Source organism: Pseudomonas sp. ok272, assembly GCF_900109995.1.
In the GTDB taxonomy this organism is placed as follows: Bacteria; Pseudomonadota; Gammaproteobacteria; order Pseudomonadales; family Pseudomonadaceae; genus Aquipseudomonas.
The window spans coordinates 374,383-388,915 of record NZ_FOCB01000003.1; the positions used below are offsets into that span (position 1 = coordinate 374,383).

Consider the following 14,533-nt stretch of genomic DNA (forward strand, 5'->3'; position numbering starts at 1 on the left):
CTCCCCTGGAGCCCTATGCCACGCTGCTTTTGGTGTTCAAACGATCCGTTGTACATGGCTTATCACGATCAGGAGTGGGGTGTGCCGCTGCGCGATGCGCAGCGTTTGTTCGAGTTGCTTTTGCTCGAAGGGTTCCAGGCGGGCTTGTCGTGGATCACCGTATTGAAGAAACGCGAGCGTTACCGCCAGGTGTTGTTCGGCTTCGATGTGCAGCGCGTGGCGCAGATGAGCGACGCCGAAATCGATGATCTGATGCTCGATGCCGGGATCATCCGCAACCGCCTCAAGCTCAAGGCGGCCCGGCGCAATGCCCAGGCCTGGCTGGCGCTGGAGGACCCGGTGGGGTTTCTCTGGTCGTTTGTGGATAACGTCCCCCAGGTCAATCATTTCAAGGATCGTACCGAGGTGCCGGCCGTGACCCCGGTCGCCGTGGCGATGAGTAAAGGCTTGAAGAACGCCGGGTTCACGTTTGTTGGCCCGACCATCTGTTACGCGCTGATGCAGGCCTCGGGCATGGTCATGGATCACACCCTCGACTGTGATCGTTACGCCACATTGGCGGCAGGCGGTTAGAATGCCCGGCTCACAACAGGATCAAGACAACAGGAGTGACCTGTGGATAAGTTGAAAGGCGCCTTGCTGGTAGGCGCTCTAAGGTTGTTTGCCCTGCTCCCTTGGCGGGCCGTGCAGACCGTAGGCGCGGCGATTGGCTGGGTGATGTGGAAAACCCCCAACCGTTCCCGGGACGTGGTGCGGATCAACCTGGCCAAGTGTTTCCCTGAGATGGACCCCGCCGAGCGCGAGCGCCTGGTGGGCCAGAGCCTCAAGGACATCGGCAAGTCCCTGACCGAGAGCGCCTGCGCCTGGATCTGGCCGGCCCAGCGCTCCATTGACCTGGTGCGTGAAGTCGAAGGCCTGGACGTGCTCAAGGAGGCCCTGGCCTCGGGCAAGGGCGTGGTCGGCATCACCAGCCACCTGGGCAACTGGGAAGTGCTCAATCACTTCTATTGCAGCCAGTGCAAACCGATCATTTTCTACCGTCCGCCCAAGCTCAAGGCCGTGGACGAACTGTTGCGCAAGCAGCGGGTGCAACTGGGCAATCGCGTGGCGGCCTCGACCAAGGAAGGCATCCTCAGTGTCATCAAGGAAGTGCGCAAAGGCGGCCAGGTGGGCATTCCCGCCGACCCGGAGCCGGCCGAAACCGCCGGGATCTTTGTACCGTTCTTCGCCACCATGGCCCTGACCAGCAAGTTCGTGCCGAACATGCTCGCCGGCGGCAAGGCGGTCGGGGTGTTCCTGCATGCGCTGCGTCTGCCGGACGGTTCAGGCTACAAAGTGATCCTGGAGGCGGCGCCCGAGGCGATGTACAGCACCGATACCGCCGAGTCCTGCGCGGCCATGAGCCAGGTGGTCGAGAAGTATGTGCGCGCTTACCCGAGCCAATACATGTGGAGCATGAAGCGCTTCAAGAAGCGTCCGCCGGGTGAGGAGCGTTGGTACTGAGTGACCGCTGAGGCTCAAGCACCACAAGACAATGTGGGAGCTGGCTTGCCACCCTGGTCCACGGTGAACACCCATCCCGTGTCAGGCCCGGATTTCTTGTAGGAGCGAGGCTTGCCCGCGAAGGCGGTAAACCTGACGACATTGATGTTGGATGGACTGGCCGGTTCGCGGGCAAGCCTCGCTCCTACGGGCTCAACCCAGATTCCTGCTCGCGATGGCGGTGACGAGCGGCATGGCTAAGACAGTTGCTCCCACACGGATCGCATCAGGCCTGGCGGTCGAGTTTCTTCAAGAACACCGCCATCTCTTTCTCCGCCTGCTTGTCGCCATGGGCGCGGGCCGCTTCCAGGCCTTGTTCCCAGGCCTGGCGCGCCGCCGGGTAATCGGCCAGCGCCAGGTGGGCCTTGCCCAGCAACTTCCACGCCGCCGAGTACTTCGGGTCGAACGCCACGCAGCGACTGAAATGCTCCACAGCCTTGGCGTTTTCCTTCAGGTCCAGATACCCCTTGCCCAGGCCGAAGCGCAGCAGCGAGTTATCCACACCCTTGGCGAGCATTTTTTCCAGGGATTCGAGCATGGTGGAGGCCTCTTTGAGGTGGGGTCCAGTGAGGGGGCCATCGCGAGCAGGCTCGCTCCCACAACGGACCGTCAGTGAACCTAAAAATGTGTAACCGATCGAGAATCCTGTGGGAGCGAGCCTGCTCGCGATGAGGCCCCTCGGCCTCTGCAGCTTCTGGATCAGAAGAAGCTCAACCCCACATGGAACAGCTTCTCCACATCCCGAATATGCTTTTTATCCACAAGGAACAGAATCACATGATCACCCGCCTCGATCACCGTGTCGTCGTGGGCGATCAACACTTCCTCGTCGCGGATGATCGCACCGATGGTGGTGCCCGGCGGCAGCAGGATGTTCTCGATGGCCTTGCCGATGACCTTGCTCGACTTTGCGTCACCGTGGGCAATCGCCTCGATGGCTTCCGCCGCGCCGCGGCGCAGTGAGTGCACGCTGACGATATCACCGCGCCGCACGTGGGCCAGCAAGGTGCCGATGGTCGCCAGTTGCGGGCTGATGGCGATGTCGATGTCGCCGCCCTGGATCAGGTCGACGTAGGCCGGGTTGTTGATGATGGTCATCACTTTTTTCGCGCCCAGGCGCTTGGCCAGCAGCGACGACATGATGTTGGCTTCGTCGTCGTTGGTCAGCGCCAGGAACAGATCGGCGTCGGCAATGTTCTCTTCCAGCAGCAAATCGCGGTCCGAGGCACTGCCTTGCAGGACGACCGTGCTGTCCAGGGAGTCCGAGAGGTGGCGGCAGCGCGCCGCGTTCATCTCGATGATTTTCACCTGATAGCGGCTTTCGATGGCTTCGGCCAGGCGTTCGCCAATTTGCCCGCCGCCGGCGATGACAATGCGCTTGTAGCTCTCATCGAGCCGGCGCATTTCGCTCATCACCGCGCGAATGTTCGCTTTGGCGGCGATGAAAAATACCTCGTCGTCCGCTTCGATCACCGTATCGCCCTGGGGCAGGATCGGTCGGTCGCGGCGGAAGATCGCCGCCACGCGGGTGTCGACGTTGGGCATGTGCTCGCGCAACTGACGCAGTTGCTGGCCCACCAGCGGCCCGCCGTAGTAGGCCTTGACCGCCACCAGTTGGGCCTTGCCCTCGGCGAAGTCGATCACCTGCAAGGCGCCGGGATGCTCGATCAGGCGCTTGATGTAGTTGGTCACCACCTGTTCCGGGCTGATCAACACGTCGACCGGGATCGCGTCGTTATCGAACAGGTCGGCGCGGGTCAGGTAGGCGGCTTCACGCACGCGGGCGATCTTGGTCGGGGTGTGGAACAGGGTGTGGGCGACCTGGCAGGCGACCATGTTGGTTTCGTCGCTGTTGGTCACCGCGATCAGCATGTCGGCATCATCGGCGCCCGCCTGGCGCAAGACGGTCGGCAGCGAGCCGCGACCTTGCACGGTGCGGATGTCCAGGCGGTCGCCGAGGTCGCGCAGGCGTTCGCCGTCGGTGTCGACCACGGTGATGTCGTTCGCTTCGCCGGCCAAGTGTTCCGCCAGCGTGCCGCCGACCTGTCCTGCGCCGAGGATGATGATTTTCATCCAGTCACTCCCTTAAATCCGTTTAACCGCGTGCGGCGGCAATCTTGATCAGCTTGGCGTAATAGAAGCCGTCGTGGCCACCCTCCTGGGCCAGTAACTGGCGGCCGTGGGGTTGCTTGATCCCGGCCTGGCTGGCGATGTCCAGTTCACGAGCGCCCGGGGTGCGCGCCAGGAAGGCTTCGATGACGTCGGTGTTCTCGGTCGGCAGGGTCGAGCAGGTGGCGTAGAGCAGGATGCCGCCCACGTCGAGGGTTGGCCACATTGCGTCCAGCAGTTCGCCCTGCAGCACGGCGAGCGCGGCAATGTCGTCCGGTTGGCGGGTCAGCTTGATGTCGGGGTGGCGACGAATCACGCCGGTGGCCGAGCACGGGGCGTCGAGCAGGATCCGTTGGAACGGCTTGCCGTCCCACCAGGCCTGGGTGTCGCGGCCGTCGGCGGCGATCAGTTCGGCGTCCAGGCCCAGGCGCGCGAGGTTTTCCCGCACCCGTACCAGGCGCTTGGCTTCCAGGTCCACCGCCACCACGCCGGCGAGCGCTGGCTCGGCTTCGAGGATGTGGCAGGTCTTGCCGCCGGGTGCGCAGCAGGCGTCCAGCACCCGCTGGCCGGGCGCCAGGTCCAGCAGGTCGGCCGCCAGTTGCGCGGCCTCGTCCTGCACGCTGATCCAGCCCTCGGCGAAGCCCGGCAGGCTGCGCACATCGCCCGGTGTTTCGAGGACGATGCCGTCGCGGCTGTAGGTACACGGCTGGGCGTTGATGCCCGCGGCGGCCAGCAGCCCGAGGTAGGCATCGCGCGCGTGATGACGGCGGTTGACCCGCAGAATCATGGGCGGATGGGCGTTGTTGGCGGCGCAGATGGCTTCCCATTGCTCGGGCCAGAAGGCCTTGAGGGATTTTTGCAACCAGCGCGGGTGGGCGGTGCGCACCACCGGATCGTGTTCGAGTTCGGCCAGCAGCGTTTCGCTTTCACGCTGGGCGCGGCGTAGCACGGCATTGATCAGGGCCTTGGCCCAGGGCTTTTTCAGCTTGTCGGCACAGCCCACGGTTTCACCGATGGCGGCATGGGCCGGGACCCGGGTGTAGAGCAGTTGATACAGGCCCACCAGCAACAGCGCCTCGACATCGGCGTCGGCGGCCTTGAACGGTTTTTGCAGCAACTTGGCAGCCAGTGCCGACAGGCGTGGCTGCCAGCGTGCGGTACCGAAGGCCAGGTCCTGGGTGAAGCCGCGATCACGGTCTTCGACCTTGTCCAGCTGGGTGGGCAGCGAACTGTTAAGCGACGCTTTGCCGCTGAGCACGGCAGCCAATGCCTTGGCGGCGGCCAGACGCGGGTTCATTGGGCGTCCACCGCAGCGCCGAGCACGGTGCCCACGGCGAATTTCTCACGGCGGCTGTTGAACAGGTCGCTGAAGGCCAGCGCCTTGCCACCGGGCAATTGCAGGCGGGTCAGGCACAGCGCCTGTTCGCCACAGGCGACGATCAGGCCGTCCTTGCTGGCGTTGATGACTTCGCCCGGCGCGCCCTTGCCTTCGACGAGGCTGGCGGCCAGCACCTTCAAGGCTTCGCCATTGAGCGTGCTGTGGCAGATCGGCCACGGGTTGAAGGCGCGCACCAGGCGCTCCAGCTCCACGGCCGGGCGGCTCCAGTCGAGGCGGGCTTCATCTTTGTTCAGTTTGTGCGCATAGGTGGCGAGGCTGTCGTCCTGCACATCGCCTTCCAGGGTGCCGGCCGCGAGCCCAGCTATCGCCTGGATCACCGCAGGCGGGCCCAGTTCGGCGAGGCGGTCGTGCAGGCTGCCGCCGGTGTCGTCGGCGCTGATCGGGGTCACGACCTTGAGCAGCATCGGTCCGGTGTCCAGGCCCGCTTCCATACGCATCACGGTGACGCCGCTTTCGCGATCACCGGCCTGCACGGCGCGCTGGATCGGTGCCGCCCCGCGCCAGCGTGGCAGCAAGGAGGCGTGGCTGTTGATGCAACCCAGGCGCGGGATGTCCAGCACCACTTGCGGCAGGATCAAGCCGTAGGCCACGACGACCAGCAAGTCCGGCGCGAGCGCCGCCAGTTCGGCCTGGGCGTCGGCATTGCGCAGGGTTGGCGGTTGCAGCACGGCAATGTTGTGCGCCAGTGCCAACTGCTTGACCGGGCTGGGCATCAGCTTTTGCCCACGACCGGCCGGGCGATCCGGCTGGGTGTAGACCGCCACGATCTGGTGCGGGCTATCGAGCAGGGCCTTGAGGTGTTCGGCAGCAAACTCGGGGGTGCCGGCAAAGACGATGCGCAGTGGCTCAGTCATGGGAAGCTCTCACAAAAGAAAAAGGCTTGCCGCAGCAAGCCTTTGGAAGAAAGGGATCAGGCGTTCTGGCGATGGAGCTTTTCCAGCTTCTTCTTGATCCGGTCGCGTTTGAGCGAGGACAGGTAATCAACGAACAGCTTGCCGTTGAGGTGGTCGCATTCGTGCTGGATGCACACCGCCAGCAGGCCTTCGGCGATCAGCTCGTAGGGCTTGCCGTCACGGTCCAGGGCCTTGATCTTGACCTTTTGCGGGCGATCGACGTTCTCGTAGAAGCCGGGTACCGACAGGCAACCTTCCTGATACTGGTCCATCTCGTCGGTCAGGGTCTCGAACTCAGGGTTGATGAACACCCGAGGTTCGCTGCGGTCTTCGGACAGGTCCATGACCACGATGCGCTTGTGCACGTTGACCTGGGTCGCCGCGAGGCCGATGCCTGGTGCTTCATACATTGTTTCAAACATGTCATCGACCAACTGCCGCACTTCGTCGTCCACTACGGCCACCGGTTTGGCGATGGTCCGCAGGCGCGGGTCGGGGAATTCGAGGATGTTCAAAATGGCCATAAGCGTAATTGCTGCACGTGTGAAGTAAGGTCGGGGCCGGTGGCCGGGCGGGTCCAGGGACTCAGTCCGTGGAGGCGGGCTACCGTTGTAAAACCAAGCTCCTTGTTTCAAGGGAGCGAGCCATGGAGGCTCCAGTGTTTTACGCGAGCGCACATGATAAAGGGAATCACCGCATGATGAAATCACTAGTCGCCCTGTGGCGTCGCGATCCGGGCGGTTTCGCCCCTGGACACACCGCTGCAACGGTCCCCTCGCGAACAAGTTACCAACAGACTTATCCACAGCTTGTGCCTAGGTCTTAACACCGTCTAACGATCAAGGATGATCCTATGTCGCCGTCTGCACCTGCAGCGCTTTCGCCTGCAGAACTGGAAGCCCGCTTACGCCTGCACTGCCTGCCGGATGTCGGTCCGCGGCGGTTCAAAACCCTGCTCGATGCCTTCGGCTGTGCCTCCAAGGCGCTCAGTGCACCGGCCAGTGCATGGCGCTCCCTCGGGTTGCCGGCGGCCAGTGCCGATGCCCGGCGCAGCCCGCTGATTCGCGACTGCGCCTACCGCGCATTGGCCTGGCTAGAGCATGAGGACCAACATTTATTGGTGTTGGGGCAACCGGGATACCCGGCACTGCTGGAAGAAATCAGCGACCCGCCACCGCTGTTGTTTGTCGCGGGCAGCCCGGCGATCCTGGAACAACCGCAGTTGGCGATGGTCGGCAGCCGCCGCGCTTCACGACCGGGCCTGGACACCGCCACGGCGTTTTCCCGCAGCCTGGCGGGAGCCGGATTCGTCATCACCAGCGGCCTGGCCCTGGGCATCGACGCGGCGGTGCATCAAGCCGCGCTGGACGTCGGTGGGCACACGATCGGGGTGGTGGGCACAGGCCTGGGAAATTTTTATCCACAGCGCAATCGACGCCTCGGCGAGGCCATGATCGCCCAAGGCAGCGCAGTGGTTTCCGAGTTCCCCCTGGACGCTGGCCCACACGCCAGCAACTTCCCCCGGCGCAATCGAATCATCAGCGGATTGTCACTGGGTGTGCTGGTGGTCGAGGCCAGTGTCGCCAGCGGTTCGTTGATCACGGCCCGGTTGGCGGCGGAGCAGGGACGCGAGGTGTACGCGATCCCCGGTTCCATTCACCACCCCGGCGCCCGTGGCTGCCATCAATTGATCCGCGATGGCGCGGTATTGGTGGAAACCATCGAACACATCCTCGAAGGCCTGCGCGGCTGGCACCACGAACCGTCTGCCCCCGACGCCCCGCCCCCAGCGGATCACCCGCTGCTGCGGTTGCTGTTTGCCGCGCCCTACACCAGTGAGGCCCTGGCCGACGCGGTGGGTTGGCCGTTGCCCAAGGTGTTGGCCGCCCTGACCGAGTTGGAGATGCAAGCGCGTGCGGTGTGTGAAGGCGGACGCTGGTTTGCCCGCCTACGCTAGAAAGATAGGTAAACTGCGCGCAGCCTTATTTTGGAGAGTTGGTGATGGTCAACAAATGGCGTGTGCAGCAGGCAGCCCGGGGAATTCGCGCAGGGGCGGTGATTGCCTACCCGACCGAAGCCGTCTGGGGCCTGGGCTGTGACCCTTGGGACGAAGAGGCGGTGTACCGCTTGCTGGCGATCAAGGGGCGCTCGGTGGAAAAAGGCCTGATCCTGATTGCCGACAACATCCGCCAGTTCGACTTCCTGTTCGAGGATTTCCCCGAGCTGTGGATGGACCGCATGGCCAGTACCTGGCCGGGGCCGAACACGTGGCTGGTGCCGCACCAGAACCTGCTGCCGCAATGGATCACCGGGGTGCACGAGACCGTGGCCCTGCGCGTCAGCGATCACCCGCAGGTGCGGGACTTGTGCGCATTGGTCGGGCCGTTGGTGTCGACCTCGGCCAACCCGCAAGGCCGGCCGGCGGCGCGGACGCGGCTGCGCGTCGAGCAGTACTTCCGTGGCCAGGTCGACCTGGTGCTGGGCGGCAACCTGGGTGGGCGCAAGAACCCCAGCGTGATTCGTGACCTGGCGACCGGGCATGTGGTGCGTCCGGATTGAGACCGGGTTGCGGTGGTTCGCGGGCAAGCCTCGCTCCTACAGATCGTTGCGTTGATTGATCTTATGTAGGAGCGAGGCTTGCCCTAATGCCAGTCAGTTAAGCGAAACCCACGTGGGAGCGAGCCTGCTCGCGATAGCAGTAGGTCAGTCAACGGAGATGTTGGCTGTGTTGCCGTCTTCGCGAGCAGGCTCGCTCCCACAGGTTTGGCGCCTTAACTGACTGGCATTAAGGCTTGCCCGCGAAGGCGTCCCCTCAAGGCAACAAAATGGTCGACCCGGTGGTGCGCCGCGCCGACAACTCGGTCTGCGCCTTGGCGGCCTCGGCCAATGGATAGCGCTGGCTGATGTCCACCGTCAGCGTGCCGCTGATGATCATCGCGAACAGCTCATCGGCCATGGCTTGCAGGTTCTCGGCCGTGTTGGCGTACGTCGCCAGGGTTGGCCGGGTGACGTACAGCGAGCCCTTGGTCGACAGAATCCCCAGGTTCACCCCATCCACCGCCCCCGAGGCGTTGCCGAAGCTCACCACCAGCCCACGCGGCGCGGTGCTGTCCAGAGACGTCAACCAGGTGTCCTTGCCGACCCCGTCGTACACCACGGGGCACTTCTTGCCGTCCGTCAGTTCCAGTACCCGCTGTGCGACGTTTTCATGGCTGTAGTCGATGGTCGCCCAGGCGCCGTTGGCCATGGCCAGCGCGGCTTTCTCCTTCGAGCTGACCGTGCCGATCAGCTTCACGCCCAGGGCCTTGGCCCACTGGCAGGCCAGCGAACCCACGCCCCCGGCGGCGGCGTGGAACAGGATGGTTTCGCCCCCCTTGAGTTCATAGGTCTGACGTAACAGGTACTGCACCGTCAGGCCTTTGAGCATGACCCCGGCGGCCTGCTCGAAGCTGATGGCGTCCGGCAGGTGCACCAGATTGTCCTGCGGCAATACGTGCAGCTCACTGTAGGCGCCCAGTGGGCCACTGCCGTAGGCCACGCGGTCACCGACCTTGAAGCGGGTCACGCCACTGCCGATGGCATCGACCACCCCCGCGCCTTCCGCCCCCAGACCCGATGGCAAGGCGGGCGGCGCATAGAGCCCGCTGCGGAAATAGGTGTCGATGAAGTTCAGGCCAATGGCCTGGTTGCGCACGCGCACCTGCTGCGGGCCCGGCTCGGGGCTCTGGTAGTCCACATACTCAAGCACCTCGGGGCCGCCATGGGCGCGGAACTGGATACGTTTGGCCATCTGCATTCTCCTGAAGGGGTTTTGCGTAGGGGGCCTATCGGACTCCTAAGCTTGATCTTCGTCAACTGTGGTGCTTGCGGGTGCGGTGTTATGCTACGCGCCCATTTGCGCTGGCCGCCGTCCTGATGGCGCGCCACGTAGCTTTGCCCGATTCAAGGTGATGCCATGACTACCCGCACCGAGGCCGTTAAAGCCTACCTGCTCGACCTGCAAGACCGTATTTGTGCCGCGCTGGAAACCGAAGACGGTGCCACGCGCTTCGTCGAAGACGCCTGGACCCGGCCTGCCGGTGGTGGCGGCCGTACGCGAGTGATCGAAAACGGCGCGGTGATCGAGAAAGGTGGCGTCAACTTTTCCCACGTCTTTGGCAGCGGCCTCCCACCGTCCGCCAGTGCCCATCGGCCGGAACTGGCCGGGCGCGGCTTCGAAGCCCTGGGCGTGTCGCTGGTGATTCACCCGCACAACCCGCATGTGCCGACATCCCACGCCAACGTGCGCTTTTTCATCGCCGAGAAAGACGGTGAAGAGCCCGTCTGGTGGTTCGGTGGTGGCTTCGACCTGACCCCCTACTACGGCAATGAAGAAGACTGCGTGCACTGGCACCGGGTCGCCGAGCAGGCCTGCGCGCCGTTTGGCCCGGACGTCTACAGCCGCTACAAGGACTGGTGCGACAGCTACTTCCACATCAAGCACCGCAACGAGCCCCGGGGGATCGGCGGCCTGTTCTTCGATGACTTGAACGAGTGGGACTTCGACACCTGCTTCGCCTTCATCCGCGCCATCGGTGACGCTTACATCCAGGCGTACCTGCCCATCGTGCAGCGGCGCAAGGCCCAGGCCTACACCGAGCAACAGCGCGAGTTCCAGGAGTTCCGCCGTGGCCGCTACGTCGAGTTCAACCTGGTCTACGACCGTGGCACGCTGTTTGGCCTGCAGTCGGGCGGGCGTACCGAGTCGATCCTCATGTCGCTGCCGCCGCAAGTGCGTTGGGGCTATGACTGGAAGGCCGAGCCGGGCAGTGAAGAAGCGCGCCTGACCGAGTACTACCTGCAAGACCGCGATTGGTTGGCCAACGCCTGAACGAGGAGTCCCGATGGACCGTTACGTCGTATTCGGTAACCCGATTGGCCACAGCAAGTCGCCGCTGATCCACCGCCTGTTTGCCGAGCAGACCGGCCAGCAATTGGACTACAGCACCTTGCTGGCGCCACTCGACGATTTTGCCGGCTGCGCGGCGGCTTTTTTCCGCGAAGGCCGTGGGGCCAATGTCACCGTGCCGTTCAAGGAAGAGGCGTATCGCCTGGCCCACCACCTGACGGCGCGGGCGCAACGGGCCGGGGCGGTCAACACCCTGAGCAAGCAGGCCGATGGCCGCCTGCTGGGGGACAACACCGACGGCGCCGGGCTGGTGCGCGACCTGACGGTCAACGCCGGGTTCAGCCTGCGGGGCAAACGCATCCTGTTGCTGGGTGCCGGCGGCGCGGTGCGGGGGGCGCTGGAGCCCTTGCTGGCCGAGCAGCCGGCGTCGGTAATCATCGCCAACCGCACCGTGGAAAAGGCCGAGTTGCTGGCCGAATTGTTCGCGGACCTGGGCCCGGTATCGGCCAGCGGCTTTGATTGGCTGCGCGAGCCGGTGGACCTGATCATCAACGCCACGTCCGCCAGCTTGGCCGGCGAGGTCCCGCCGATCGCCAGCAGCTTGGTCGACCCCGGCAAGACCCTGTGCTACGACATGATGTACGGCAAGGAGCCCACCCCGTTCTGCCGCTGGGCCAGTGAGCAGGGGGCCGCGGTGGCGATGGACGGCCTGGGCATGCTCGCCGAGCAGGCCGGCGAAGCGTTCTTCCTGTGGCGCGGGGTGCGCCCGGACACGGCACCGGTATTGGCCGAGCTGCGTCGTCAGTTGGCGGCGTAAACCCGGAAGCAGATCATTTCCATGTGGGAGCGAGCCTGCTCGCGAAGAGGGTGTGTCAGTCGACAGCATTGCAGTCTGATACATCGCTTTCGCCGGCCAGCCGGTCTCGCTCCCACAAGAGCCGTATTGTGGTGTCAGATCAATCTTCAAACCGAATCGGACACTTCTGCGCCCCTTCCAACTTCCTCAATTCCTCCACCACATGCCCCCGCGCTCGGCGCAAGGTCAGGCTGCGGCCCTGCTGGAGCAGGCGCCGCGCTTGCTGGTGGAGCATTTCCACCCCTGAGTAATCGATGAAGTTGATGTGCTGCGCCTCGATCACCACCTTCGGGGCCTGGGTGCGTTGCAGGCGCACTTGCAGGTAGTGGCTGGCGCCGAAGAAGATCGAGCCGCCGACCCGCAGGATCTCTTCGTCACCCTCGCGCCACTGCTGCACCCGCGGTTGCGAGGTGCGCTTGAGGTAGAAGAACAGCGACGCCAGCACCCCGGCGTAGATGGCCGTCTGTAGCTCCAGCAACAGCGTGGCGACGCAGGTCAGCGCCATCACCAGGAACTCGGCACGGCTGACCCGCCACAGCGCGCGAATGCCACGGTGGTCCACCAGCCCCCAACTGATCAGCAGAATGCTGCCGGCCATGGCCGGGATCGGGATGTGTGCAATCAACGTCGCCCCGGTCACCGCGAACAACGCCACCCACAGCGCCGAAAACACCCCGGCCAGGGGCGAGCAGGCCCCGGCCTCGTAGCTCAGGCCCGAACGGGTGAAGGAGCCGGCTGACAGCGAACCGGAGAAAAAACTGCCGACGATGTTGGAAAGGCCCTGCGCGCGGATCTCCTGATTCGCGTCGAGCAACTGCTGCGAGCGGATCGACAGCGAGCGGGCAATCGACAGGCTGGTGACCAGCCCGAGCATGCCCACCGCCACTGCACTGGGCAGCAGGCGCAGCACCAACTCCAGGTCCAGCGGCAACGGGCTGAACGGTGGCAGGCGGCCGACGAACGCGCTGACCAGCTTCACGTGGCCGAACATCGACGGCCACAGCCACACCAGCACGCTGCTGAGGACCAGGCTGAGCAGCAGGCTCGGCCAGCGCGGCAGCAGCAGCTTCAACACAATCCCCAGCGCCAAGGTGCCGAGACCCAGCACCAGCGAGGGTTGATCCAGGGCGTCGAGGTGGCTGACCAGCGACAACAGGCTGTTCAGCGCGGTGGCCTGGTTCGCCAGCTCCAGCCCCAGCAGATTGGGCAACTGCCCCAGGGCAATCACCGCCGCCGCGCCGAGGGTGAACCCCAGCACCACCGAGTGCGAGACGAAGTTCACCAGGGCGCCGAAGCGCAGCATGCCCAGCAGCCATTGGAAAACCCCGGCCAGCAAGGTCAGCAACAGGATGAGGGTGATGTAGTCCTGGGAGGCGGGGACGGCCAACGGGCTGACGCTGGCGTAGAGGACGATGGAGATGGCCGCCGTCGGACCGCAGATCAGGTGCCACGACGACCCCCACAAACAGGCGATCAGCACCGGGACGATGGCCGCGTACAAACCGTATTCGGCCGGCAACCCGGCGATCAGGGCGTAGGCAATCGATTGCGGCAGCGCCAGGACCGCCCCGCTCAGCCCCACCACCAGGTCGCGGCCCACGCTGGCACGGGTTTGCCGGGGTAGCCAACTGAGGAAGGGAAACAGTTTATGGCGTGTGGGAATTGCCATGGGGCCTCAAGATGAAGGGCGGTGAGAGAGTCATGGATCGTACCTTTGTCGGGCGCAAACACATATCTCAAAACACTTGAGCGCCAGTGGATGAAATACCGGGGGTGACGCCGATCAGGGTGGGAGCGGGCCTGCCCGCGAAAGCGGTGGCCCCGCCAACAGTGATTCCACGGCGGATGGCCTCTTCGCGGGCAAGCCCGCTCCCACAGGGGGCTTGTGGTGTTTTACTGATCCCCTATCAGTCTCTACAGCTTGGCCCTCACCGCCGCCAGCGCCTCCTGCCCATCCACCGTCTTCACCCCGTCGAGCCATTGCTCCAACACCTGTGGATTGGCCTTGATCCACGCCTTGGCCGCCTCGGCATTGCTGACCTTTTTGTTCAGGACCTCGGCCATGATGCTGTTCTCCATCGCCTGGGTGAAACTCAGGTTGCTCAGCAACTGGCCGACGTTCGGGCAGGCCTGTGCATAACCTTTGCGGGTCAGGGTGTAGACGCTGCCGGTGGCGCCAAAGTATTTCTCGCCACCCTTGAGGTAGCGCATGTTCAGTTGCACGTTCATCGGGTGCGGAGTCCAGCCGAGGAAGGTGACGAATTTTTGCTTCTTCACCGCGCGTGAGACTTCGGCGAGCATCGCTTGTTCGCTGGACTCGATCAGCTTCCACTGGCCCAGGTCGAAGTCGTTCTTGCTGATGATCGCCTTCAGCGACAGGTTCGCCGGGGCGCCGGCGCCAATGCCGAAGATCTTCTTGTCGAACTGCCCGGCAAACCGGTTGAGGTCGGCAAAGTCATGCACGCCGGCGTCCCACACATAGTCCGGCACGGCCAGGGTGAACTCGGTGCCGTCGAGGTTCTTCGCCAGTTGGGTGACCTCGCCGGTGGCCACGAACTTGTCATAGAAGCCCTGCTGCGCCGGCATCCAGTTACCGAGGAACACATCGACCTGACCGTCCTTGAGCCCGCCGAAGATGATCGGCACGGCCAGGGTGTCGACCTTGGCCTTGTAGCCCAGGCCATCGAGCAGGACGCCGGTGATGGCATTGGTTGCGGCGATGTCGCTCCAGCCCGGGTCGGCCATTTTCACCGTCTCGCAGCGTTGCTCGGCCCCGGCCGATGCGCTGCCCAAGGCCAGCAGACCTGCCACCAGTGCTGTGGATAACCGTTGCATGTGCTTCCCCT

At 64.3% G+C, this 14,533-nt stretch carries 14 protein-coding genes; 6 read left to right on the forward strand and 8 right to left on the reverse strand.

The features are described from left to right. Positions 1-15: 15 nt before the first annotated feature. Both BMW74_RS07340 and BMW74_RS07345 read left to right on the forward strand, forming a co-directional pair. Complete coding sequence (locus BMW74_RS07340; protein WP_093415758.1) at positions 16-573, forward strand: DNA-3-methyladenine glycosylase I; 558 nt, start codon at positions 16-18, stop codon at positions 571-573. 42 nt (positions 574-615) lie between these two features. Beyond that, complete coding sequence (locus tag BMW74_RS07345) at positions 616-1,503, forward strand: lysophospholipid acyltransferase (RefSeq protein WP_093415761.1); 888 nt, start codon at positions 616-618, stop codon at positions 1,501-1,503. A 265-nt stretch (positions 1,504-1,768) separates the two neighbouring features. Here the strand turns inward: BMW74_RS07345 and BMW74_RS07350 are convergent, their stop codons facing one another. From BMW74_RS07350 to def, 5 genes are all read right to left on the reverse strand, one after another. Then, entirely contained in the window at positions 1,769-2,080 is a 312-nt protein-coding gene (locus tag BMW74_RS07350; protein WP_093415764.1) for a tetratricopeptide repeat protein, read from the reverse strand. A 161-nt stretch (positions 2,081-2,241) separates the two neighbouring features. Next, positions 2,242-3,615: a Trk system potassium transporter TrkA gene (gene trkA / locus BMW74_RS07355; RefSeq protein WP_093415767.1), complete on the reverse strand. Its 1,374-nt coding sequence runs from the start codon at positions 3,613-3,615 to the stop codon at positions 2,242-2,244. Positions 3,616-3,637: 22 nt separating this feature from the next. Then, entirely contained in the window at positions 3,638-4,948 is a 1,311-nt protein-coding gene (rsmB, locus tag BMW74_RS07360) for a 16S rRNA (cytosine(967)-C(5))-methyltransferase RsmB (RefSeq protein ID WP_093415770.1), read from the reverse strand. Further along, positions 4,945-5,904 (reverse strand): methionyl-tRNA formyltransferase, encoded by a 960-nt coding sequence (fmt, locus tag BMW74_RS07365; protein WP_093415772.1) that lies wholly within the window; start codon positions 5,902-5,904, stop codon positions 4,945-4,947. The genes rsmB and fmt overlap by 4 nt, the downstream gene beginning before the upstream one ends. Before the next feature lie 56 nt (positions 5,905-5,960). Then, complete coding sequence (def, locus tag BMW74_RS07370) at positions 5,961-6,467, reverse strand: peptide deformylase (protein ID WP_093415775.1); 507 nt, start codon at positions 6,465-6,467, stop codon at positions 5,961-5,963. Positions 6,468-6,796: 329 nt separating this feature from the next. Here def and dprA point away from each other — a divergent pair, with 329 nt between their 5' ends. Both dprA and BMW74_RS07380 read left to right on the forward strand, forming a co-directional pair. Further along, entirely contained in the window at positions 6,797-7,900 is a 1,104-nt protein-coding gene (gene dprA, locus BMW74_RS07375; RefSeq protein WP_093415778.1) for a DNA-processing protein DprA, read from the forward strand. A gap of 44 nt (positions 7,901-7,944) precedes the next feature. Continuing rightward, positions 7,945-8,502: an L-threonylcarbamoyladenylate synthase type 1 TsaC gene (locus BMW74_RS07380; protein ID WP_093415781.1), complete on the forward strand. Its 558-nt coding sequence runs from the start codon at positions 7,945-7,947 to the stop codon at positions 8,500-8,502. 253 nt (positions 8,503-8,755) lie between these two features. On the opposite strand, the gene BMW74_RS07385 is transcribed toward BMW74_RS07380, so the two are convergent. Beyond that, positions 8,756-9,733: a quinone oxidoreductase family protein gene (locus tag BMW74_RS07385; protein ID WP_093415784.1), complete on the reverse strand. Its 978-nt coding sequence runs from the start codon at positions 9,731-9,733 to the stop codon at positions 8,756-8,758. 165 nt (positions 9,734-9,898) lie between these two features. Between BMW74_RS07385 and hemF the strand changes: the two genes are divergently transcribed. Together hemF and aroE are read left to right on the forward strand one after the other, a co-directional pair. Further along, complete coding sequence (gene hemF / locus BMW74_RS07390; protein WP_093415786.1) at positions 9,899-10,813, forward strand: oxygen-dependent coproporphyrinogen oxidase; 915 nt, start codon at positions 9,899-9,901, stop codon at positions 10,811-10,813. 13 nt (positions 10,814-10,826) lie between these two features. Continuing rightward, positions 10,827-11,648, forward strand: coding sequence for a shikimate dehydrogenase (aroE, locus tag BMW74_RS07395; protein WP_093415789.1), 822 nt, complete (start codon positions 10,827-10,829; stop codon positions 11,646-11,648). 139 nt (positions 11,649-11,787) lie between these two features. On the opposite strand, the gene BMW74_RS07400 is transcribed toward aroE, so the two are convergent. Both BMW74_RS07400 and choX read right to left on the reverse strand, forming a co-directional pair. Then, a complete protein-coding gene (locus tag BMW74_RS07400) occupies positions 11,788-13,356 on the reverse strand; it encodes a SulP family inorganic anion transporter (protein ID WP_093415794.1) in 1,569 nt (522 codons plus the stop codon). Between the two features lie 245 nt (positions 13,357-13,601). After that, positions 13,602-14,522: a choline ABC transporter substrate-binding protein gene (choX, locus tag BMW74_RS07405; RefSeq protein ID WP_093415797.1), complete on the reverse strand. Its 921-nt coding sequence runs from the start codon at positions 14,520-14,522 to the stop codon at positions 13,602-13,604. Positions 14,523-14,533: the final 11 nt, after the last annotated feature.